The sequence below is a fragment of the Treponema maltophilum ATCC 51939 genome (assembly GCF_000413055.1).
GTDB classification, from domain to species: Bacteria; Spirochaetota; Spirochaetia; order Treponematales; family Treponemataceae; genus Treponema_C; species Treponema_C maltophilum.
In genome coordinates this window covers 1,441,441-1,463,830 of sequence record NZ_KE332518.1, presented here as the reverse complement: position 1 = coordinate 1,463,830, position 22,390 = coordinate 1,441,441, and the positions used below count along the sequence as shown (strand labels likewise).

The window sequence follows — 22,390 nt, the reverse complement described above, 5'->3', positions numbered from 1 at the left end:
AAAACGAGGTGAATGATGATTTGTGATGTATGCCGCAAACGCGAAGCCGTAATCTTTGTTCAGCAATTGAGCATGCAGGGAAAAAAAGAAATTCACTTGTGCGAAGAATGTGCGAGAGAGCAGGGGATTGACGCTTCATCGGAAAAAATCGCTATGAATATTGAAAATCTTATAAACGGCTTTACCGCCGAAAAAAAAGTGTGTTCCGTTTGCGGACGGAGCCTCGACGATATACGCAAAACGCGGCAGGTCGGCTGTCCCGAATGCTATTCGGCTTTTAAAACCGAAGTGCAGGACATGCTCGGCAAAAAGGGTATCGATTTGCCGTACACCGGATCCATGCCGAAAAAGCTCGCGTATTTCCGTTCGCTGCTTACCGACCGCATGGCCATACAAACAAAACTGAAAGCCTCCCTTGCGAACGAAGAATACGAAAAAGCCGCCATGTACCGCGATTTTTTAAAGACGCTCGAATCGCCTGCCGTAACCGGTGCGGACGATCATTCCGGGGAACCCTTTTATGAATGAGCCGGGCGAGGCATGGTATAACGAAGCGGGTGCCGAAAACGACGTTGTGCTTTCCACACGGATCCGTCTTGCGCGGAATTTCGTGAACTTTCCGTTTCCATCGTGCTTCAGCCGCGACGACGGCGAGCGCGTGCAAACGCTCGTATTCGACGCCTTTTCGCGCATCGAGCATCCGGAGCGCTATCAGGCGCTGAGCGTAAAAAAACTGGATGCTCTCGGCTGCCGCATTTTGTCCGAACGGGGCGTTTTATCGCCCTTTCAACTGAGCAATCCCGTTGCGGGCATTGTCGTGCGTACCGACGGAAAACTGGTGTGTTCGGTAAACGACGAAGACCATGTGCGCCTTATCTGTTTCGGTGCGGGTTTAGACACCGATGAAGTGTATTCGATTATAAAAAACGTGGACGATGCGCTGCAAAACATAGTTCAGTTTGCCGCGTCGGTGGAATTCGGCTATTTGAACGCTTCCGTGGACAATGTGGGAACGGGTATGAAATTGTCCTGTTTTGTGCATTTGCCCTCGCTGACTTTTTTTAACCGCGAAACAAAGGGCCTTACCGCTTTGTGCGCCGACCTCGAAGACAAGGGCTTTTCCGTTTCGCCCTGCTTCGGCTATACGTCATCTTCAGACGACGGCTTTTCTCCCGCGCTCGGAAGCTGCTACAAAATAAGTACCGGGCGCTGCTTTACGGGCGGCGAAAAAGACCAAATCGCCTCTTTAAACGAAGCCGTGCGCGCCGTTTCCGAATCCGAGCGAATGTTTCGGAAGAAAACTGCCGATACTAAACCGACGGCATTGCGCGATTTTGTGTATAAGGCGCTTTCCTGCGTAAAATACAGCCGCTTTTTAACCGAACGCGAATGTATCGACGCTCTGTTCCGTATAAAATGGGGAAAAGATACCGGCATTTTAACCTGTATCGAAGAGAGCGATTTATTCGCCCTGTCTTACCGCACGCGCGAAGCCCATATCGAATTCGTAAACCGCAACGAGCGATTTAAATTCGAAAACGACGTCAATACGCCCGAAATGCAGCATGCACGATTGCGTTCGCTCATTATGCAGGAAGCGCTCGAAAACGTACAGATTTATGCGTAGCTAAAGGAGTGTGCAATGATAAAAGGTCTTTCGCCCAGGGCGCAAAAAGTGCTGACGGTTTTTGCGCAGGATGAAGGTAAAAAAACGGGAGCCGCAGAACTTTTGCCCGAACACATGCTGCTTGCGCTTACAAAAAGCGCTTCGGGTTTGGGTTATGCCGTTTTACAGTTTTTAAAAATAAATATTTTGGCTTTTCAGCTTGCCCTCGAACAGGGCATACCGATGCATGCTTCGTTTTCGGTATTTTCCGAAATTCCGGCTTCGCGCCGCCTGCGCACGGTAGTCGATATGGCGGCTATAGAATCGCGCTCGCTGCGCCGCGATTATGTGGGTACCGAACATCTTTTGCTCGGTGCGATCCGCGAAGAACAAAGCATTTGCGCCCAGTTTTTTCAAAAAGCAGGCATCACGCCGGATACGGTGCGCCGTGCGGTTGAAGCCGCCGCAGTGCAAATTCCTTCGTCGGCGTACGAAAAAGTTTTTGCCGGAGCGAACGTGCGTCCGGCCCATTTTGCACAGGGAAAATCGCAGCAGCCCTCGCTGCTCAAAGAATTCGGGCGCGACTTAACCGAACTTGCGAAAAACGGCGCTTTGGATCCGGTTGTCGGCCGTTCCGCGGAAATCCGCCGGGTAATTCAAATATTGTCGCGCCGCGGCAAAAACAATCCCGTTCTCGTCGGGGAACCGGGAGTCGGCAAAACGGCAATCGTCGAAGGTTTGGCATCCTGCATTGCCGAAGAGCGCGTTCCTTCCGGTTTGGTCGGCAAGCGCCTTTTAACGCTCGATTTGGCTTTGGTCGTCGCCGGCACAAAGTACCGCGGCGAATTTGAAGAGCGCTTAAAACGCATAATGAAGGAAATCTACGAAGCCAAAAACATTATTTTGTTTATAGACGAACTGCATACGGTAATCGGCGCCGGCGGAGCCGAAGGCGCAATGGACGCGGCGAACATGATAAAACCCGCCCTGTCGCGCGGAGAATTGCAGTGCATCGGGGCGACGACGCTTAAAGAATACCGCAAATATTTTGAACGGGATGCCGCGCTTGAGCGGCGCTTTCAAATCGTTCACGTTTCCGAGCCTTCCGACGAAGAAACGCGGGCGATTTTAACCGGCATAAAAGGCCGCTACGAACAGTTTCACGGCGTAACCTATGCCGACGACGTTATCGAATCGATAGTGCGTTTTTCGAAACGCTATATTACCGACCGCTTTTTGCCCGACAAAGCGATAGATCTTTTGGACGAAAGCGGCGCAATGAAAAAAATACAGGACGATTCGCGTCCGTCCGAACTTGCCGAAATCGAAAAACGCATCCAAACGCTTACGCGGGAAAAACAGCTTATGGTGCAGGAACAGGATTACGAAGGAGCCGCGAAAGTCCGCGATCAAGTGCACGAACTCCGCATCGAACTCGACTTGCTCGGCAAACAGCGCAAATCGGATTCCGAACAAAATACGGTACGCGTCGAAGACGTCTGTTCGGTCGTTGCCGGCATGACCGGAATTCCGGTCGAACAGCTTGATTCTTCGGAAACCGCGCGCTTGATGAATATGGAAGCCGAACTGCACAAATACGTTATCGGGCAGGACGAAGCGATCGGGACGGTCTGTTCGGCCGTGCGCCGCTCGCGTTCGGGCGTATCGTCGGCAAAACGCCCCCTGGGTTCATTCATCTTTTTGGGCCCGACCGGCGTCGGTAAAACCCTTTTGGCAAAAAGCCTTGCGCGTTTTTTATTCGGCTCGGAAGACGCCCTAATCCGTGTCGATATGAGCGACTATATGGAAAAACACAATTCAAGCCGGCTTACCGGGGCTCCTCCGGGATATGTGGGCTACGAAGAAGGCGGCGTTTTAACCGAACACGTGCGTAAAAATCCGTATTCGATTGTGCTGCTCGACGAAATCGAAAAGGCGCATCCGGATATATTCAATTTGCTTTTGCAAGTGCTTGAAGAAGGCGAGCTGCGCGATAATTTGGGACACGTCGTCAATTTCAGAAATACGCTTATCATTATGACCAGTAACGCGGGCGTGCGCCGTATTTCAAACGAAAACCGTCTCGGCTTTTCCGTTTCGGACGAAGCGATTATGGATTACGCGAATATAAAAGCGGACGCCCTCAACGAACTTAAGCGGATTTTAAGCCCGGAACTTTTGAACCGCATAGACGATACGGTGGTTTTTACGCCCTTAAGCGAAAAGGAAGTTGCGGCGGTTTTGGAACTTCAAATAAACGAATTGAGCGCCCGCTTGGACGAACGACATGTACATATAAGCCTGTCGGCAAAAGCGCGTTCATTTTTAACCGCTCACGGCTATGAGCCTGCTTTCGGTGCGCGCCCGATGCGCCGTTTAATTCAGCGCGAGATAGAAGATCCGCTTGCACTCAAAATAATCTCGGGCGAATGCGCACGCGGCGATACGGCGCTTATCGATGCGAAAAAAATCAAAGGCGCCGACGCGCTGTTCATCCGCATAAAAAAAGGCATACCGCAGATTGCGTCAGTCCTCCCCGCGGAAACCCTTTCCGAACCGGAACCCGTGCGAAGATAGGAGCGGCCGCGGTGGCAGATAAAACAAACAAAACATTATACGCCGCGTGGGAGCCGACAAAAATGGCAAATGGGAACTTACGGGAAGCTTTTCTATCAAACCTAAGTTCGGAGAAAAAAGATGAAGTATCGAATTTTAATTCTTGTAACAGTGTGTTTGGCGCTGTTGTATTCTTGCAGCAGAAAGCGGATTACCGATGCGGAAAATGTAAATACCGGCGTAGTCGAAGAGAGCGATAAAGCGGAGTCAACAGTTGTTCTTGAAGAACCTGTAAAAGAAAAACTCGTACTGCGGGCACTGGAAGGTTCTTTTGAACCGGAAATGGTATATGTTGCAGGCGGGAGTTTTATAATGGGAGCGGAATCTGAAGAAGATAATTTACCGCATGAGGTTGAATTATCTTCGTTTTATATGGCCAAGTATTTAATAACGGTAGCTCAATGGAGACTGTTTTTGCAGGAAGTACCGCTTGTCTATGATTGGGATTGGGAAGAAGCGCATACGATAGGTAAGTTTAAGGATACCATACCGACGGAAGATTGTCCGATACAACAGATGAGTTGGTATTATGCGATAGTGTTTTGTAATTGGGCAAGTATGAAAGACGGATTGGAAGTGTGTTACAGTTTAGACCGTTTACCCGAGCATAAAAACGACGTAATAGAAGTAACGTGGAATAAAAGTGCGAACGGGTATAGATTGGCAACCGATGCCGAATGGGAATATGCTGCAAGAGGCGGGCAAGAATCAAAAGGATACCTGTATGCCGGAAGCAATGATATTACCGAAGTTGCCGCGTTCGGAAAGGCATCGTATCCTGTGGGGCAGATGAAACCGAATGAGTTGGGAATATATGATATGGCAGGTAATGCTGATGAATGGTGTTGGGATTGGTACGATAAAGTGATGTTTGAATGGCTTCCTAAAGAGAACCCTTCGGTGGATACGATAGATCAGATACGGATGCCGCCTTTCGGAACAAAAAATAAACGAGATTATAAAGTAGTTAGAGGTGCAAATTGGTGGGGGAAACCTCATATTTGTATGGTGCGGGATCACTATCCTGCAAAACATCTATATGTGACGGGGATACGCTTAGTTAGGAACGGTAACGAAGGGGGAGTGAACAAAGATCACATATCGGCTGATATTCAGTTCGGCACCTTATAATCGGCATAATATCTTGCAGGTCGGACAAATTCACTTTTGAAAAGTGAATTTGTCCGTATCTCCCCTTATTCGGCAAGGGCTTTAACCGTTTTGTACGCCTGCAAATCGGTATACAACTCGGCTTTGTACGGATTGCGTTTTGTAAATCATGTATACAAAAACGGCGGCGTTTATAAGCAGCGCCAAGCCGCAGTACCACGAGTGGCCGGGAAGGCAGTTGTACGTGTAGGCGAAATTCCATACGTCGTATGCGATAATCCAAAACCACAGCATATCGGGCCACAGCATGTCTTTGCTGCCGTCGCTCTTTGTTTTTTTGCGGTACCCATGTTAAAACCCGTCAAGTTTTTTAAGTGATTTTTTTAACGATATTTTTTTACAGGTATTTGACAAAACAAAAAAATGAGCGTACAATAGGTCAAGTAAAAATTTCCGTGAACGGACGAATATCTACGGAGACTCTCATGCAACAATTCAAAGTTATCGAAATTAAAAAAAGCGTGTACGAAAGCAACGAAAAACGCGCGGATGCGCTGCGTGCCGATTTAAAAAAAGATAAAATCTTTTTGCTGAATTTAATGTCGTCGCCCGGTTCGGGAAAGACTACGACATTGATGCGTACAATAGAAACGCTTAAAAATGAAATAAAAATCGGCATTATCGAAGCGGATTTGGATTCCGACGTGGACGCTCATACCATCGCGTCGACGGGGGCAAAGGTTATTCAAGTGCATTCGGGCGGCATGTGCCATTTAACCGCCGATATGACGCGTCAGGGCTTGGACGAGCTGGGCGCTTCGGGACTGGATTTGGTTGTGTTGGAAAATATAGGCAACCTTATCTGTACCGCCGAATTCGATACGGGTGCATCAAAAAACGCAATGATTTTAAGCGTGCCCGAAGGCGATGACAAGCCGCTGAAGTATCCGCTTATGTTTAAAGTCGTCGATGTTATCCTCGTCAATAAAATCGATGCAGCGGAATTCTTTAATTTCAATTTGGATGTCTTTAAAGAGCATATCAAAAAATTGAACCCGAATGCAAAAATCATTCCGATTTCGGCAAAAACGGGCGAGGGTATTGAGCGATGGGCGGATTATTTACGGACGGAAATCCGCGCATGGAAAAACGCATAAAGCAAAACACATAAAGAAAACACGGCAGTACAGGAGAAACACAATTATGGTAAAAGAGCGGGTGTTGGACTTTGCCAACCACATCAATAGGACGAAACGGGGAACGAAGGGCGCCATTACGGAAACGGATCCCGAATACAGAATCCTTGAACCGGTCGTATCGGACGAAATGGCCGATTTGGGAATGTTCCTTGAATTACGCAAGCCGAAAAGCGCCGACGAGGTTGCCGCGCTTGCGGGTAAGCCGGTCGAACAGGTGTCAAAATTGCTGGCCGAACTCGCCGACACCGGCGCGTGCTTTGTAAACACGATCGACGGTACGGATAAGTATTGGCTCGATTTGTGGATTCCCGGCGTTATGGAAATGATGGTGAACCACAAAGAAAACGCCAAAAAATACCCGCAAATAGCCGAAGCATTCGAAGCTTATGGCCGCGTGCGCGGGCCGAAAACCGCCGGTTTGTTTCCGGTCGGCATGGGTTTAATGCGCGTTATTCCGATTGAACGGACCGTTTCCGGTGAAACGCGGCGTGCTTCTTACGAAGAAATTTCCACCTACCTTACCGAAAACGATTTGTTTTCGGTATCGAATTGCTCGTGCCGCACCGCGCGCGAAATTATGGGCGAAGGCTGCGGCCACTTAAAAGAAGATATGTGCATTCAAATGGGGCACGCCGCGGAATATTACATACGCACGGGACGCGGCCGCCAAATCACGCGCGAAGAAGCCTTCGACATTATCCGCCGCGCCGAGGACAACGGCTTGATGCACCAAATCCCGAATACCGACGGGCCGGGCAAAACCCACGCTATCTGTAACTGCTGCGGCTGTTCGTGCTTTTCGCTGCGCACGGCGACTATGTTTTACAATAATGATATGGTGCGCTCGAACTATGTGTCGCACGTGGATAAAGACAAGTGCGTTGCCTGCGGCGAATGCGTCGAACATTGTCCCGTAAACGCGCTTAAGGTCGGACAAAAACTGTGCGCCGTTCATCCGATTAAAACGAAAAAAACGCCGACGCCGCGCGACCGCGAATGGGGCCCGGCCGACTGGAACGCCGATTACCGTACAAACGCCAAGGTTGCCGCGGACAGCGGTTCGAGCCCGTGCAAGGCCGAATGCCCTGCTCACATCGGCATTCAAGGCTATATAAAACTTGCATCGCAGGGCAAATATAAAGAAGCGCTGGAATTGATTAAATTCGAAAATCCCTTTCCCGCCGTGTGCGGCCGCGTGTGTCCGCGCTATTGCGAATCGGCATGTACCCGAGGCGACATAGACGAACCGATCGCGATAGACGACATTAAAAAGTTTATCGCCGAGCAGGACTTAAACGATGCGCACCGTTTTGTGCCGAGAATCAAACACGACTACAAAGATAAAAAAATCGCCGTTATCGGCGCAGGCCCTGCGGGTCTTTCATGTGCGTACTATCTTGCCGTCGAAGGCTATTCGGTAACCGTTTTTGAAAAGCAGCAAAAACTCGGCGGTATGCTTACGCTCGGCATTCCCGCCTTTCGCCTCGAAAAAAAAGTCGTCGAAGCCGAAATCGACATTTTGCGCGATTTGGGCGTCGAGTTTAAAACGGGCACCGAAGTCGGCAAAGACGTGAGTTTGGACGAACTGCGTTCTCAAGGCTATAAAGCATTTTTCCTCGGCATCGGCGCACAAGCCGGACGCAAACTCAATATCGAAGGCGAAGACGCTCAAGGCGTTATAACCGGCGTCGACTTTTTGCGCTCGGTCAATCTCGGTTCCGACACAAAGCTTAGCGGAAAGGTTATCGTTATCGGCGGGGGCAACGTCGCCATCGACGTTGCGCGCACGGCGGTCCGCTTCGGCGCCGAACAAACCGACATGTTCTGCCTCGAAAGCCGCAAAGAAATGCCCGCACTTGAAGAAGAAATCGAAGAAGCGCTCGAAGAAAAAATCGGCATAAATAATTCGTGGGGACCCAAACGTATCATCGTCGAAAACGGACGCGTCAGCGCGGTCGAATTTAAAAAATGCGTTTCGGTATTCGATAAAGACAAGCGTTTCAATCCCGTATTCGACGAAAGCGAAACGAAAACCGTTAAAGCCGATTTTGTGCTTTTGTCGGTCGGGCAGGCGATAGAGTGGGGCGATTTACTCAAAGGCAGCAAGGTTGAATTGAACCGCAATAATACCGCAAAGGCCGACCCGCAAACCTTTCAAACCGCTCAAAGCGATATCTTTGCAGGCGGCGATATTTTAACCGGCCCGAAGTTTGCGATAGATGCGATTGCAGTCGGAAAAGAAGGCGCAATTTCGATTCACCGTTTTGTGCAGCCCGGACAAAGTTTGGTGCTCGGCCGCATTAAACGCGATTACCGACCGCTCGATAAAGAAAACTTAAAACTTGAAGGCTACGACCGTTTGCCGCGCCAACGCGCGGGCGTAAAAAACGCCGAGGCGGCTTCGTCAAACAAGTTCAAGGATACGCGCGGCGTATTCACCGAAGAACAAATCAAAAAAGAAACCGAGCGCTGTCTCGGCTGCGGCGCAACCCTTACCGACGAATACATTTGCGTCGGTTGCGGTCAGTGCGTAACGCGCTGTAAATTCGACGCGATTTCTTTGGTGCGAAAATACGACAAGGCGGCCGTCGAATTGAAAAACCTGCGGCCTTCGGTTATCAAGCACGCGTTAACGCGCAAGCTGAAAATTACCGTAAAAAAGCCGCTGCATATGCTCGAGTCGGCTTTATCCGGCGATAAGGGCAAAAACCAAAAGAAAACTCAAAAGCCGGAAGCTTAAAAAATATACCCTGCCCGGTGAACGCTTTGTTTGCCGAGCAGTGAAGGGGGCTGTCTAAAAATCGGTTGTTTTTTGACAGCTCGACGATTTTACGCAAAGTTGATTTTTAGCTGTTTTTTCTTTTGAACACAGTCTTTCAAGTAGAGGTTTATCAGATTTTGATACGGCATGCCCGTTTCTTCCGCTATTTTTTTAAAATAAACGATGATATCATCATCCAACCGTATCGTTATTTGCTTTTTCAATTTATCGACATAGGGATTTTTGATTGCATGTGAAAAATCATACTCTTCTTTCATAATTGCCCTCCGTATTGTTTCCCTTCAGTCTTCGTCGCTTTTCTTGCTGAAATAATTCTGATAATATCTCCCTCACGATAACAATGGCATACAACTAAAAGTCGAAGATTAAAACTGAGCCCCAGCATAACGAAGCGATTGTCGTTTTTATTCGAATGTTCCGGATCAGCTATCAATAAAGCATTATTATCATAAAACACGGTTTGAGCTTCTTCAAAACTTATACCGTGTTTTACTTTATATGGCATTCATAATTATATTATAATTATATTTCTGTTATGCATGCTTGTCAACTTTCCCGTTAAAACTGTACCGCGGTAATGCGCTTGACAACGTATGCGTAATTTTGTTCGTTGATTTCAAAATTAAGCTCGTCGCCTTCCTTTGCGTTCATCAGCGCATTGCCGAACGGCGACATGTACGAAATGACTTTGTTGTCCGGATCGGATTCCCACGGGCCCAAAATCGTGTATTCTTCTTCTTTGCCGCTTTCTTTATTGAACAGCAAAACGGTGGTACCGAAAGATACGCGGGCGGTCGTAACGGTTGACGGATCGAATATCTGTACGCGGTCGATTTCGTCCTGCAGGCGCGACGCCGTCGTATTCAGCTGCTGCTGGCGTTCCTTTGCCGCCTTGTATTCGGCGTTTTCCCTCAAGTCGCCCTGAGCGAGCGCTTCGCCGATTTCTTTTGCGTTGTCCGGAATTTCCACCGAAATGATGTGTTCGAGCTGCTGCTTTTTTTGCTCGAGCATTTTTGCCGTAACGATGAGGCCGCGCGTAACGACGGTTTTTTCTTCCATTCCGTAAAACTTAAAGCCCGGATGTTTTTCCAAAATGCGGTTGCGCATATTCATTTTGATTGCCGGATCCAAATCGCGCACGTCGTTTACGAGCGTGTACAAGCGCGTAATCGTATCTTCGTCGTTTTCGAGCATATAATTGAGCAGGGTATTTTCCTTAAACAACAGCTGCTGTATGTGCCGATTGATTTTGCGGTTTTCAGTCGTGTCGCGGTGGTTTACGATTTCGCGGAACGTCAAATCCAAAATATGTATGAGCGTGATAAGCTGTTTTTCAAAGCCGATACCGGTTTCTTTAAACCAGTCTTCGTTTTGGCAGTCGCGGAAAAAGAAGATAACCGCCTCGCGGTAATCGCGGTAGTTTTCAAACGAATTGACGGCAAGCTGCTTGACCAAATCGACACGGCCGTTATTCAAAAGGGCGGTCAGCATGTCTTCCTGTAATACGGTCGGAAACAGGCGCACGTACTGCTGCGGCCAATCGGCGAGCAGGGTACGGATGCAGCTGAGAAAGTCCTTGCGCAAATACGTGTTTTTCGTATCCTTGAGCGCAAGATAGGTTGCGTTCGGGTTTTCCAATTCTTTATACAGCTGTTCGAAGGTGTACGAAATAGTGGGATTCATGTGCGGAAAACGCGTAACGATTCTTTTTATAACCAAAAAGGCCGCGATGGTTTGTTCGTTTACTGACGAAAATGCGCGCAGATAGCCGGTAAAGTACGAGAAGATGTCGGCGAACAATTCGGATTCCGGATCGGCGTCTTCGGCAAAGCGCATTAAAATATCGATGCGCATAAAAAACTGCTTTTGGGCTTTAAACTCGTTTGAAAGTTTTTCTTCCTGCGAGATTGCCCTGTCGCGCACGGTGTACATTGAAATATCGTTCGGGTTGACGCCGAAGGTCGGATCGTTTTCGAGCACTTTGCGCGCTCCGGTATTCCAGCTTGTCCATTCACCCGGCGTAAGAATCGTCGGCACCAGTTCGGCTTTTATGCGCTTAAAGTCGCAGTTGTTGCCGAAGCTTTTGATGATGACTTTTAAAGCCCAGGCTTTGTCGGCCTTAATCATTTTGGCCAATTCTTCTTTCGATTTGGTCGCCTTTAAAACCCAAATGTGGTCTTTTTGCAAAGGCTGCAGCGCATTGACGGCCATTTTAAGCGACATGCTGCGTATACCGAATTTTTTTCCGAAGTTGATTGAAATCTCGTCATCTTTTACTTTGCGGATAAGGCCGACGCCCCACGAGCGGTGAAACACGAAGTTCTTTGCATCGAAGGCGATGTGCTTTTCAAAGTCGCTTATCGCTTCGAAAACGTTCCGCCAGCTTTGCGTTAAGTTCGAAATGCGGATGTAATCTTCAAGCTGGCTGTGGTCGGCGTATTTGCCGCGGAAGCAGTCTACCAAGTCTTTGCGCGCCGCCGAATCTTTTTCGTCTATCGATAAAATAAGTTTTAAAATATCGATTGCCGTATCCCAATCCTGCTTGTTTTTGTAGTAGACGAACAGTTCCTGCATTAAGGCGGCGCTGCGCACGTCGCTGATGGTTTTGGCGATTTTGCGCTGTACCAAATAGAAAAAGTCTATTTCTTCGGGAATAAGCGATACGAGCTTTGTCCATATTTCTTTTATTTGATTGACGGTTTTGCGGTTGACGTAGCGCAAAAGCGCTTTTTTGTAATAGTCCACCGCGTCTTCTTTTTTGCCGTCTTTTTCGTATTTTTCGGCTAAAAGTTTTGCGATGTCGGCTTCTTCGTAGTCGAGTTTTACCAAGCTTTCGTATACGTCCCAGATTTTATCGCTGTTTTCTTCGCGGTACGCGTTTGCGAGCGTGCGCAGGGCGAATTTATTGCTTTCGTCTTCGTCCAAAATGCTTTCGCACAAATAGATGACGATGGGATTTTTATGATTGTCCTGAAAAATCGTTACGAGCGATATGAGGGCGGAATTATCGAGCGTCTTTTTCTTTAAGGCGAGCATACCGGAAATGTACAAAGCGATAATGCTGTTTTTTGTGTGCGCGAGGTGTTCGTTGCATGCATTTTGAACTTCGTCCATGCAGTTTTCGGCACGGGCTTTTTCCACAACGGCGGCAAGTTCGATAAAATGATTTTTTGTATAACTTCCGATAGTTGCCCGCGTCCATTTTTCTTCAGTCAGCATGCTCTGAACCGACTTTATCAATGTTTCCGACATAACCTTCTCCAATAAAAACTTTTGCAGGAAGTTGCAACTTTCTACAAAAGTTTTTAGCCGTGCGCGTTTGAGCGCACATACAATATGCGAGTTTGCAAAGCAAACTCGAGATAAAAAGCGGCGGCACTGTTTTGCCGGTGCTTTTTATCATCTCCCACAACTATTTGAGTCTGCCGTTTTATACCGTATACATATCGTATATCGAACTGTCGAGCAGTTTGATTTTCAGCAGTATTTCATTTATCCGCGCGCGCTCTCCGTTTGTTGTCATATAATGGTCTATAAGCCAAAAATAACGATTTATAAGGCGCGGGACAAGCAGTTCCGGCTCCTTGTCGCTTTCTTTTAATTCGTTTTCAAGTGCAAAAACCGCTTGCTTTAGTTTTCCCGCTTCGAGCGCCCGCAATTCCCGCTTTATGTTGAATACGCCGTACAGCACGCCGTACACCGGTATCCATTCCTGCAGCGCCTGTCCGCCGTACCCCGCTTGAGCGGTACGCTCGGCAAGGCGGCAAAACAGCTCGGATTCCAAAAACGAATTGTCGACCTTTTGCGGATCGATAAAAAACGCTTCTCGGAACAGCACCTTTGCGGTTTTTTCCTGGCCGCACAACGCGTAGCAATCCGCCATTTCGGCGAGAATATCCGCGCAGTTCGGGCTCAGCGTATTTGCGTCCTGAAAAAAACGTATGCCTGCTTCATAGTCGCCCAACAGCTTATTGCATAAACCGGCTTTCGACAGTATTTCGGCTTTTAACGTTTTGTTTTTTTCATTCAGCATGGAACAATAACTTTCCAATGCCGACGTACATACGGCCTTCCGTACCGCATACAGGGATTGTTCGTACGTTTCACCGCTTTCCCGTATGTACGCGGTAAAGCGTTTCCACTGATCCAGCAAAAGTTCCGCACGCCGGTACGCATCGGTCATTCGCTGCGCGCTTTCGATTATATCGCACCAAAAATTCACGCATTTAAGCGCGAACAGCAGTTCCCGATTTTCAAGATCGTTCGAAAGCGCGTGTTCCAGTACCGCTTTTGCTTTGCGGGGATCTCCCTCCGTGAGCGCGTTAAAAGCCGCGGTTAGTCCTGTCTCAGACGGAATACCCATAATACTTTTTCTATTATCGCAGATTCGGCATTTTTAGTCAATGCAGCGTTTTTTTTTGCCGCATTTTTTTAAATTTTTCTTTCCATAGGATATCTTTGGTGATATACTGTATATAACTCTATAATATGGGAGAGTTGCAATGAAACAAAAACGTTTTTCCATTCGCTACAAACTTATCCTTGTCTTCGGATTATTGATTTTGGCGGCGGGTTTTACCTTATCCGTTCTTGCCATACTTTCGTCGCGCAAAGCGGTTATCGAAAAAGTGGAGACGCACCTTATCGACAAGGCGACCGATGTTTCGAGAATAATAGACGGGCGTATCGGTTCGTTTTGGCAATTTCTTGAAGATATAGCGCGTATGCCCATGTTTACGGATCCCTCCGTTTCAAACGCGGAAAAAATCAAACTGCTCAAGGAACAGGCCGCGTTTAATACGTCCATTCAGGAATTGGATTTCAGTGAACTTAACGGTACGCTTCATAGCGTTGACGGGAATGCTCAGGTCGGCGATCGGGAGTGGTTTCAATCGGCACGGAGCGGGAAAACGTTTCTTTCCGAACCGCTTGTTTCAAAAACAACGCAAAAACTTATTCAAGTTATTGCCGTTCCGATCTACGACGGCAATCGCCGGATTATCGGTGTTTTGAGCGCCGATATTGACGGACTGTGGCTTTCCGAGCAGATTAAGGACCTTGTTGTCGGTAAAACGGGCAATTGCTATATTATGGGCAACAGCGGTATTATTATCGCCGATAAAAATGCCGAGCTGGTTAAAGGCCAGGCAAACATTATCGAGCAGGCGAAAACAAACGAAGCGCTTGCTTCGCCGGCCGCTTTTTTGGAACATGTTTTGGACACCGACGAAAGCGAAATCGGTTACTACACATACGAAGATGAATCGTACATCGCTTCTTTTGCGACAATGCAGACAACCGATTGGTCGATTATTATCCGCGCTCCCGTAAACGAATTTTTGGGGACGGTAAACACCCTGCGTCTTTCGCTGATAGGTCTTACCGGGATCATTTTGGTTATCGCGTTTGCCGTCATCTACTTTGTCGCGCGCACGATAGTAAAACCGATTCAAACCGCCGTCGATGCGTTGCAGGATATTGCGCACGGTGACGGAGATCTTACGGTACGTCTGCCCGTACACGGCAACGATGAAATTACCGATATGGCCGAATATTTCAACGAAACGATTGAAAAGATAGGCACATCGATAAAGGCCGTCGGAAACAGTTCCGGATCAATGGCGGTTATCGGCAACGAGCTTGCCTCGAATATGACGCAAACGGCAAGTGCCGTACACGAAATAAGCTCCAACATCGACGGCGTAAAACAACAGGCGCTCACGCAAGCGGCAAGCGTTACCGAAACGGCGGCAACGGTTGAACAGATTGTGCGCACAATCAATCAGCTTAACGAGAGTATCGAAACGCAGGCATCAAGCGTTACCGAGTCGTCCGCCGCTATTGAGCAGATGGTTGCAAACATCGGCTCGATCGGACAAACGCTTGAAAAAACCGACGAAGTGATCAAAACGCTTGCGGATGCGACCGGTGACGGCAAAGAAACCGTCGTCACTGCCAACAGCGTAACTCAAAAAATAGCCGAAGAATCGGGCGGTCTTTTGGAAGCCTCGAACGTCATTCAGCACATTGCGAGTCAAACCAATTTGCTTGCGATGAACGCCGCAATCGAAGCCGCCCATGCGGGCGAAGCGGGTAAGGGCTTTGCCGTTGTTGCCGATGAAATACGCAAACTTGCCGAAGATTCGGCTGAACAGGGTAAAACGATAACGAATACGCTTAAAACGCTGTCCGGCGAAATAGAAGCGCTGTCGGCTTCTTCGAAAACGGCGGAGGAAAAATTCAACGTTATTTTCAGTTTGGCCGAGCAGGTAAAAAATATGAGCGACCGTCTGACCGAAGCGATGAGGGAACAGGAAAACGGCAGCAAAGAAGTACTCTCAGCCATTAAAAGTATCAATGCGGTAACGGTTGAGGTAAAGGCGGGGTCCGAGGAAATGCTCAAAGGCGGCGAAGGAGTTGCCGAGGAGATGCGTAAGCTGGACGATCTTACCCGGATCATTACCGACAGTATGAACGAAATGGCTACCGGTGCCGTTCAAATAAATAACGCCATACAGGAAGTAAATGAAATTACGCAAAAAAATAAGGCGAGTATAGACAGCTTAACCGATGAGGTAAAGAAGTTCAAAGTGTAATTTGGCGGCGGATGTACCCATTTACACAATTCAACTTGTTTGTTACTATGATATGTATGAAAAAGCCTTTACTCGCGCCGTCGATTTTGTCGGCCGATTTTACCGACCTTGCTTCGTCCTTTAAAAAAATGGAAAAGGACGGAGCCGACTGGATTCACATCGACGTGATGGACGGTTCCTTTGTGCCGAATATTTCGTTCGGACAAGTTGTCGTGCGTGCGCTGCGGCCATTGAGCCCGCTGCCTTTTGACGTTCATCTTATGATAAATAATCCGGAACAGCATGTCGAAAGCTTTGCCGAAGCGGGGGCCGATTCTTTGACCTTCCATTGGGAAAACGTTATCCACTGTCACCGCTTGATCGAGCGGATTCATGCGATGGGAAAAAAGGCCGGCATCAGCCTGGTGCCTTCCACTCCCGTGAGCGCGCTGGAAGCCGTGTTGCCCTATGTCGACATTGTGCTCGTCATGACCGTTAATCCCGGTTTCGGCGGGCAAAAACTGATACCGCTTTGTTTGGAAAAAATCAAAGAGCTTGTGCGCTTGCGCGAAAAGCACGGTTATGCTTATGCGGTTTCGGTTGACGGCGGCGTAAACGGACGCAATGTGCGCACCGTAGCCGAAACGGGAGTAGACGTTATCGTTTCGGGCTCGTCGTTTTTCGACGGTACCTTGCAGTGGGAGAGCGTAAAAAATGAAAGCATCGGGTAAAACTTTTTTTGCCGTGTGCTGTGCGCTTTTTTTGTGCGCAGCATCTTTTGCGCAAACGCAAGACGCTTCCCGATATGCGTACGGCGAAGACTTGGTGTACGGGCTCGAAGCGTATAAAAATAAAGATTGGTCGAACGCTTTGTTCTTTTTGCGGAAAGCCGCAGGCGTAAAAGAGTCTTCTTCCGAAGAAGTATGGCTTTTGATGATTTTAACCGAAATGCACGTGGGCGATTATTACGCGGTTTTGCGCGATGCCGATGTTTTTTCGCGCCGCTTTCCTTCAAGTCCGTACATTCCGAATATAAAATATCAAATTCAGCTTGCGCGCTTCGGACTGGGGCTGTACGAAGAATCGGCCGAAGGTTTTTCCGCTTTTGTTTCAAACTATCCGGATCACCCCTTGCTGCCGTCGGCTTTGTTTTGGGCGGGTGAATCTTTATACCGGCAGTACGAATACGCGCGCGCACTTCCGCTATACAAGCGTGTTATCGACGAGTATCCGGAAAGTCCCAAATATGCCGAAAGCGTGTACCGCATCGATCTTTTAAAACAGCGCGAACGCGAAGAAAAACTTTTGTATTTGCTGCGCGTTACCGGCGAAGAAGCCGCCTCCGCGCGCGAGGATTATGAACGTCAGGTTAAATTGCTGCAGGGCGAAGAGGCGCTGAGTTTAAAGCGCAATATGCAAAAACTTGAAGAAAAACTTGCCGCTTTGCAGGCTTCGTATGAAGAAAGCCGGCAGCAAAACGAAGCGCTTAATGCGCGCGTAAACGAATTGATTTCCGAAAATGCGCAGCTGACGAGCGATGTCGCAAGGGCGTCGCAAAGTGCTCAAGCGGCCGAAAATGCCCGAAAAGCGGCGGAAAACGCGTCATCTTCCCGGCAGCCTGCCGAGGATACAATGCTTATCGAATTGAAAAAAAAGGCGAAAGCGCTTGAAAAGCTGCTCGGAGCTCAGGGAGAATTATAATATGAAACGTTATCTGATTATCGCCGCGCTCGTATCCGTTTTATCCGCCCTGTCCGCCGATGTCGATATAAAAAGCGGTAAATTGCGCCTTGTTATAGAAGATTACGACGGCACGGTTTTTTTGTATCGGCAAAACGAGCAGGGCTCCTATGTGTCTCTGCTCGATTCAAAGCGCTACAGCGTCAATTCGGGGTTGTATGTGCTGTACGGAAAAAACGTACAAAAGCTTTCGCGAAGCGGCGGCATGCGCATAGCGTCTTCGGCAACGGAAGACGGAGCACGGCTTACATTCACCCTTAAAGATAAATTCGAATGCACCGTTTTATTCACTTTTATGGCTTCCGACGGAAAAGAAAACGACAGCATCCGCGTCGATATTTCCCTTTCGAATGAGAGTGACAAAAAGCAGATCGAAGGCGTGCGCCTGTTTTTGGATACCTGGCTCGGAGAAAACTCCGGCAGACATTTTTCGACTGCGCTGCGCAATTCGCTCGCCGTCGAATGTTTTTTTACCGATATGAGCCGCGAAAGGTGGATTCAGTCTTCGAACGGCGATGTGTCCATGCGCTTGCTCTTGTGGGGAAGCGGCATAACGAAGATTCAAACGCTTGCCGTTGCGAACAAAGACGTTTTGGGTATTCCCGTGTGGGCGCCGCGCTTTGTTCCCGACCGCAAATTCGATTCGATTCAATCGTATAATAATTCGGCGCTGTCGGTCGCATGGGAACCCGTCTACCTTGAGCCGCAAACCAAAACGGACATTTGCTTTTTTATTACGACCGGATCTTCGCGCACGCTTCCCGCAAACTTAAAGGAACTGCGGAATAAAACCGGCGGTGCTTCGTATTCTGACCGTTTTGCACTCGACGCTTCAACGTCGATATACGACACGCTTGTTCCGTACAAAAACGATGTTGCCGAAAGCGACGACGAATATATCCGCTCGTTAATCGAGCGCGTGCGCGAATTGGAAGCGGATCCCGATTCGATGAACCGCGAAGAGATTTTAAAACTGAATGCCGAAATAGACGCGGTGCTGTTAAAATCGGGGCGGTAACGATGAGCGCCGATGTTTTAAAAAAAGCCGAACGTTTGCTTGCAGCCCGGCGCTTTCCCGAAACGATAAGCCTTTTGGAGCCGCTTGTTATCGATTACCGCGAGTCTTTTTATTTTCATTATTTACTGGGAACCGCCTGCCTGTATGTCGGCGACATCGGCGGCGCCGAGCTGTATTATAAGCGGGCGCGCAACCTTAAAATGACCGACCCGCGCCTTATCAACGCGCAGGCCGTTTTGTTTTTGCGCCGCGGCGAAGTGAACAAAGCCGTGGAATATTACCTCGAAACGCAGGAGTACGACAGCGAAAACCGCATTGCAAAACGCGCGCTCGAATTTATAAAAAAAAATACGGGACCCGAAGCTTTAATTAATTTTGTGCGCAGCGGAAAAATCAAGCGCTTTTATCCGCCTTTGGGCCTGCGCCCTGCGTTTGTAGTCGGCGTATCGGCCTCCGTTTTAGCCGCATGCGCACTTGCGGCCGTAATCGTTTTCGCCGTAAAGCCTTCTTTATTGCCCAAAAAAGAGCGCGCCGACCTTTCGTCTTTTGTATTAACCTTGGACGAAAAGCAAAATCCGCTGGTGCAGGATACCGCTTCTTCCGTGTTCCGCTGCGTGCTTACGAAAAAAGAGCTTGAAAAAGCCTATGCCGACGCGCAAACGTATTTTCAAAAATACCGCGACAACGCCGCCCAAGTGGAAATAAACCGCATATTGAATTCGAACGCATCGGCATCGGTCAGGCAAAAAGCCCGCCTGCTCATGGACTATTTGGCGGAACCCGGATTCGACACTGTCAGCGATGCATACTCGTATGCGCAGATTCAAGCCGAACCCTGGCTGTACATGGATTGCTGGGTTGTATGGCCGGGGCGCATAACCAACACCGCCGAAACGGAAAGCGAATACCGCTGTGATTTTTTAGTCGGTTATGATACTATGGAGCGCATGGAAGGAATCGTTCCGCTTGTTCTTAAACAGCCGGTGTCCGTCGATACCGCATTGCCGGTTACCGTGCTTGCAAAGGTCGGAACCGAAAACGGCAGACTTGTTTTACGAGGTAAATCGGTGTATCAGCCGCTGCCCGAAAAAAAATAAAAAAAAGACTCATTTTTTGTAAATTGAAACCTATAATAGAGTGGGAGGCTATATAATGGCGAAAGTAATGAATGAAATACCCGCGGCGACGGATACGCAGGGAAAACTGCAGGCGCTCGAAGCGGCCCGGCTTCAAATCGAAAAACAATTCGGGCAAGGCTCTTTGATGAAGCTGGGGACGGCTGCAAATGCCGCCGGAATCGACGTTATTCCGAGCGGATCGATTTTGCTGGACGAAGCGCTGGGCATAGGCGGCTATCCCAAAGGGCGCGTCATTGAAGTGTACGGTCCCGAATCTTCGGGAAAAACGACGCTGACGCTTCACGCGATCGCCGAAGCGCAAAAGATGGGCGGCATTGCGGCTTTTATCGACGCCGAACACGCCCTCGATCCGGTGTACGCAAAAGGTTTGGGAGTTAATATCGACGAATTGTGGGTTTCTCAGCCGGATACCGGCGAGCAGGCTTTGGAAATAGCCGAAAGTTTGGTGCGCTCCGGCGCGGTTGACGTTATCGTTGTGGACTCCGTTGCCGCCCTTACTCCTCAAGCGGAAATCGAAGGCGATATGGGAGATTCCCACATGGGACTTCAGGCGCGCCTTATGAGCCAAGCGCTGCGTAAACTTACCGCAATTATCGGAAAGTCGAAAACCCTGCTTATATTCATAAACCAAATCCGTATGAAAATCGGCGTTATGTTCGGCAACCCCGAAACGACGACCGGAGGCAATGCGCTTAAATTCTATTCGTCCGTGCGCCTCGAAGTGCGCCGCATAGAATCGATCGACGCCAAGGGCGAAGACGATGCCGTAGGAAACCGTGTGCGTGTAAAAGTCGTAAAAAACAAGGTCGCGCCGCCTTTCAGAAAAGTCGAATTGGATATCATATTCGGCAAGGGTATTTCGTCCGTTTCGAGCCTGCTCGATTCGGCGGTTCGGCACGGATTTATCGATAAAAAAGGTGCGTGGTACACAAGCGGCGAAGAAAAACTCGGACAGGGGCGCGAAAATGCCGTTGCTTTTTTAACCCAAAACACGGATTTTGCCGCCGATTTGGAAAAGAAAATCCGCGAAAAACTTTTTCCGGGCCAGCGCTTAACCAAAAAAGAACCCTCGCCCGACGCGGCGAAAGCTGCCAAGGCTGCCGCGACCGCTCAAGCGGACGCACAGACCGCGCGGTCGACCGCTCAAGCGGCGGCCGCATCTGCTCAACCGGCGCCTTCGGCGCAGGAATCTGCTTCGGTCGGGCAGGCTGTGCCCGCTGCGGGTGCCGCTTCCGCACAAGCCGCACCTTCGGCGCAAAAAGCCGCCGATAAAACGATTCCGGGCGATTTATTCTGAGCCATGAAAAATGCGGTAGTGCTGGGACTCGGTTCGAACGCTTCTCTTTGCCGTAACGGCCGAATGCTTGAAAGCATGCACATCCTCGAAAAAGCCTGCCGCGCTTTGGCGCTTTTTATAGACGATATGCATGTGTCGTCCGTGTACGAAACGCCGCCCATGTACGTAAAAGAGCAAAAAAACTTTTACAATATGGCACTTTGCGGCTTTTTCGGCGGCGATCCTTTTGAGCTTTTACAATTGACTCAAAAAGTCGAAGCCGAATACGGACGCGACCGCCTGAACGAAATCCGCTTCGGGCCGCGCAGCTTGGATATCGATATCGAATTGTTCGGCGATATGCGTATACGCACCGATTCTTTGGAAATCCCGCACCCGCGATTGTGCGAGCGCGCCTTTGTACTCATACCCATGCTGGAGATTTTACCTCTTTGTGCCGATATTCAAAACGGAACGTTTTACGAAAACTGTTTAAAAAGTGCGGACGGTTCGGGCATAAAAAAGTTCTGCGGCCCTTTTAAAATCACATAAAAACACGGCGGCCGGCTCAGGAGGTTTGTGTGGAGGATGTACTGGAAGCGCGCGACAACGCCGCTATTTTCAAGCTGGAACAATTTGAAGGTCCTCTCGATTTATTGCTTTTTTTAATTAAAAAGAATGAAGTGAATATTTACGATATTCCGATCGGCGAAATAACCGAGCAGTTTTTGGAATATTTGGATTATGCCGTCAGCGCCGATCTTGAGCGCGTAACGGACTTTTACGCGACGGCGGCCGACCTTTTGTACATAAAGTCGCGCATGCTGCTTCCCGTCGAAACCGATTTTTCCGACGAAGATATCGAAGATCCGCGCAAAGAATTGGTCGAAAAACTTATCGAATATCAAAAGTTCAAAAAACTTTCCGAGCTTATGGAAGAAAAAGAGCAGGAATCCGAATGGACGCTCGAGCGCAAAAAAATTCAGCGCGTTCTGCCCTTTGAAGAAGACGAGTTGTGGGAAAAAATCGACACATGGGCGCTTATGAAAACCTTTTCGCGGCTGGTCGGCGCCTATTCGCACGAACAAATTATGACCATGTATGAAGAAATTTCGGTAAATGAAAAAATCGCCCTTATGAACGAATTTTTCGAAAACAAGGGTGAATGCTTTTTTACCGATTTGGTTGTGCGCAAGGGCAATATTATGGATATCGTGTGCGCCTTTATGGCGATTTTGGAAGCGGTTAAATTCAAAACGGCCTGCATTTATCAAAACCGCATGTTCGGCGATATAAAAATACGCCCCGTGCAAGCCGCATGAATATCGG

19 protein-coding genes are annotated in these 22,390 nt (G+C 48.7%); 14 read left to right on the top strand and 5 right to left on the bottom strand.

The features are described from left to right. The first annotated feature begins 12 nt into the window (after positions 1-12). From HMPREF9194_RS06660 to HMPREF9194_RS11900, 4 genes are all read left to right on the top strand, one after another. The gene (locus tag HMPREF9194_RS06660) at positions 13-528 is read left to right on the top strand and encodes a DNA helicase UvrBC (protein WP_156828005.1); all 516 of its coding nucleotides are present in this window, start codon (positions 13-15) and stop codon (positions 526-528) included. Continuing rightward, positions 521-1,627, top strand: a complete 1,107-nt coding sequence (locus HMPREF9194_RS06655) for a hypothetical protein (RefSeq protein WP_016525611.1) — start codon at positions 521-523, stop codon at positions 1,625-1,627. Before HMPREF9194_RS06660 ends, HMPREF9194_RS06655 begins: the two co-directional genes overlap by 8 nt. Positions 1,628-1,642: 15 nt before the next feature. Then, entirely contained in the window at positions 1,643-4,183 is a 2,541-nt protein-coding gene (locus tag HMPREF9194_RS06650; protein WP_016525610.1) for an ATP-dependent Clp protease ATP-binding subunit, read from the top strand. Positions 4,184-4,303: 120 nt separating this feature from the next. Further along, the gene (locus tag HMPREF9194_RS11900) at positions 4,304-5,353 is read left to right on the top strand and encodes a formylglycine-generating enzyme family protein (protein WP_016525609.1); all 1,050 of its coding nucleotides are present in this window, start codon (positions 4,304-4,306) and stop codon (positions 5,351-5,353) included. Positions 5,354-5,434: 81 nt separating this feature from the next. Here the strand turns inward: HMPREF9194_RS11900 and HMPREF9194_RS06640 are convergent, their stop codons facing one another. Next, positions 5,435-5,641, bottom strand: a complete 207-nt coding sequence (locus tag HMPREF9194_RS06640) for a DUF5692 family protein (protein ID WP_016525608.1) — start codon at positions 5,639-5,641, stop codon at positions 5,435-5,437. Positions 5,642-5,817: 176 nt separating this feature from the next. Here HMPREF9194_RS06640 and hypB point away from each other — a divergent pair, with 176 nt between their 5' ends. Further along, on the top strand, positions 5,818-6,489 hold the full coding sequence (gene hypB, locus HMPREF9194_RS06635) for a hydrogenase nickel incorporation protein HypB (RefSeq protein ID WP_016525607.1): 672 nt from the start codon (positions 5,818-5,820) through the stop codon (positions 6,487-6,489). 46 nt (positions 6,490-6,535) lie between these two features. Continuing rightward, positions 6,536-9,271, top strand: coding sequence for an FAD-dependent oxidoreductase (locus tag HMPREF9194_RS06630; protein ID WP_016525606.1), 2,736 nt, complete (start codon positions 6,536-6,538; stop codon positions 9,269-9,271). Positions 9,272-9,360: 89 nt separating this feature from the next. On the opposite strand, the gene HMPREF9194_RS06625 is transcribed toward HMPREF9194_RS06630, so the two are convergent. The 4 genes from HMPREF9194_RS06625 to HMPREF9194_RS06610 form a co-directional block, all read right to left on the bottom strand. Continuing rightward, on the bottom strand, positions 9,361-9,570 hold the full coding sequence (locus HMPREF9194_RS06625) for a CopG family antitoxin (protein ID WP_016525605.1): 210 nt from the start codon (positions 9,568-9,570) through the stop codon (positions 9,361-9,363). Beyond that, positions 9,567-9,818, bottom strand: a complete 252-nt coding sequence (locus tag HMPREF9194_RS06620) for a BrnT family toxin (RefSeq protein ID WP_016525604.1) — start codon at positions 9,816-9,818, stop codon at positions 9,567-9,569. Before HMPREF9194_RS06620 ends, HMPREF9194_RS06625 begins: the two co-directional genes overlap by 4 nt. A gap of 53 nt (positions 9,819-9,871) precedes the next feature. Continuing rightward, complete coding sequence (gene greA / locus HMPREF9194_RS06615; protein ID WP_016525603.1) at positions 9,872-12,565, bottom strand: transcription elongation factor GreA; 2,694 nt, start codon at positions 12,563-12,565, stop codon at positions 9,872-9,874. Positions 12,566-12,743: 178 nt separating this feature from the next. Continuing rightward, entirely contained in the window at positions 12,744-13,676 is a 933-nt protein-coding gene (locus tag HMPREF9194_RS06610; RefSeq protein ID WP_016525602.1) for a tetratricopeptide repeat protein, read from the bottom strand. A gap of 139 nt (positions 13,677-13,815) precedes the next feature. On the opposite strand from HMPREF9194_RS06610, the gene HMPREF9194_RS06605 reads away from it, so the two are divergent. Genes HMPREF9194_RS06605 through HMPREF9194_RS06570 form a run of 8 tightly spaced genes read left to right on the top strand, consistent with a single transcriptional unit; the run spans position 13,816 to position 22,383 of the window. Then, the gene (locus HMPREF9194_RS06605) at positions 13,816-15,909 is read left to right on the top strand and encodes a methyl-accepting chemotaxis protein (RefSeq protein ID WP_016525601.1); all 2,094 of its coding nucleotides are present in this window, start codon (positions 13,816-13,818) and stop codon (positions 15,907-15,909) included. A gap of 56 nt (positions 15,910-15,965) precedes the next feature. Continuing rightward, a complete protein-coding gene (rpe, locus tag HMPREF9194_RS06600; protein ID WP_016525600.1) occupies positions 15,966-16,619 on the top strand; it encodes a ribulose-phosphate 3-epimerase in 654 nt (217 codons plus the stop codon). After that, positions 16,603-17,589, top strand: a complete 987-nt coding sequence (locus tag HMPREF9194_RS06595) for a tetratricopeptide repeat protein (protein WP_016525599.1) — start codon at positions 16,603-16,605, stop codon at positions 17,587-17,589. Before rpe ends, HMPREF9194_RS06595 begins: the two co-directional genes overlap by 17 nt. Position 17,590: 1 nt before the next feature. Further along, on the top strand, positions 17,591-18,646 hold the full coding sequence (locus HMPREF9194_RS06590; protein ID WP_016525598.1) for a hypothetical protein: 1,056 nt from the start codon (positions 17,591-17,593) through the stop codon (positions 18,644-18,646). 2 nt (positions 18,647-18,648) lie between these two features. Continuing rightward, positions 18,649-19,743: a tetratricopeptide repeat protein gene (locus tag HMPREF9194_RS06585; protein ID WP_016525597.1), complete on the top strand. Its 1,095-nt coding sequence runs from the start codon at positions 18,649-18,651 to the stop codon at positions 19,741-19,743. Positions 19,744-19,798: 55 nt separating this feature from the next. Beyond that, positions 19,799-21,082: a recombinase RecA gene (recA, locus tag HMPREF9194_RS06580; RefSeq protein ID WP_016525596.1), complete on the top strand. Its 1,284-nt coding sequence runs from the start codon at positions 19,799-19,801 to the stop codon at positions 21,080-21,082. A gap of 3 nt (positions 21,083-21,085) precedes the next feature. Next, positions 21,086-21,613, top strand: coding sequence for a 2-amino-4-hydroxy-6-hydroxymethyldihydropteridine diphosphokinase (gene folK / locus HMPREF9194_RS06575; RefSeq protein WP_016525595.1), 528 nt, complete (start codon positions 21,086-21,088; stop codon positions 21,611-21,613). A gap of 29 nt (positions 21,614-21,642) precedes the next feature. Continuing rightward, a complete protein-coding gene (locus tag HMPREF9194_RS06570; protein ID WP_016525594.1) occupies positions 21,643-22,383 on the top strand; it encodes a segregation and condensation protein A in 741 nt (246 codons plus the stop codon). Positions 22,384-22,390 lie beyond the last annotated feature (7 nt).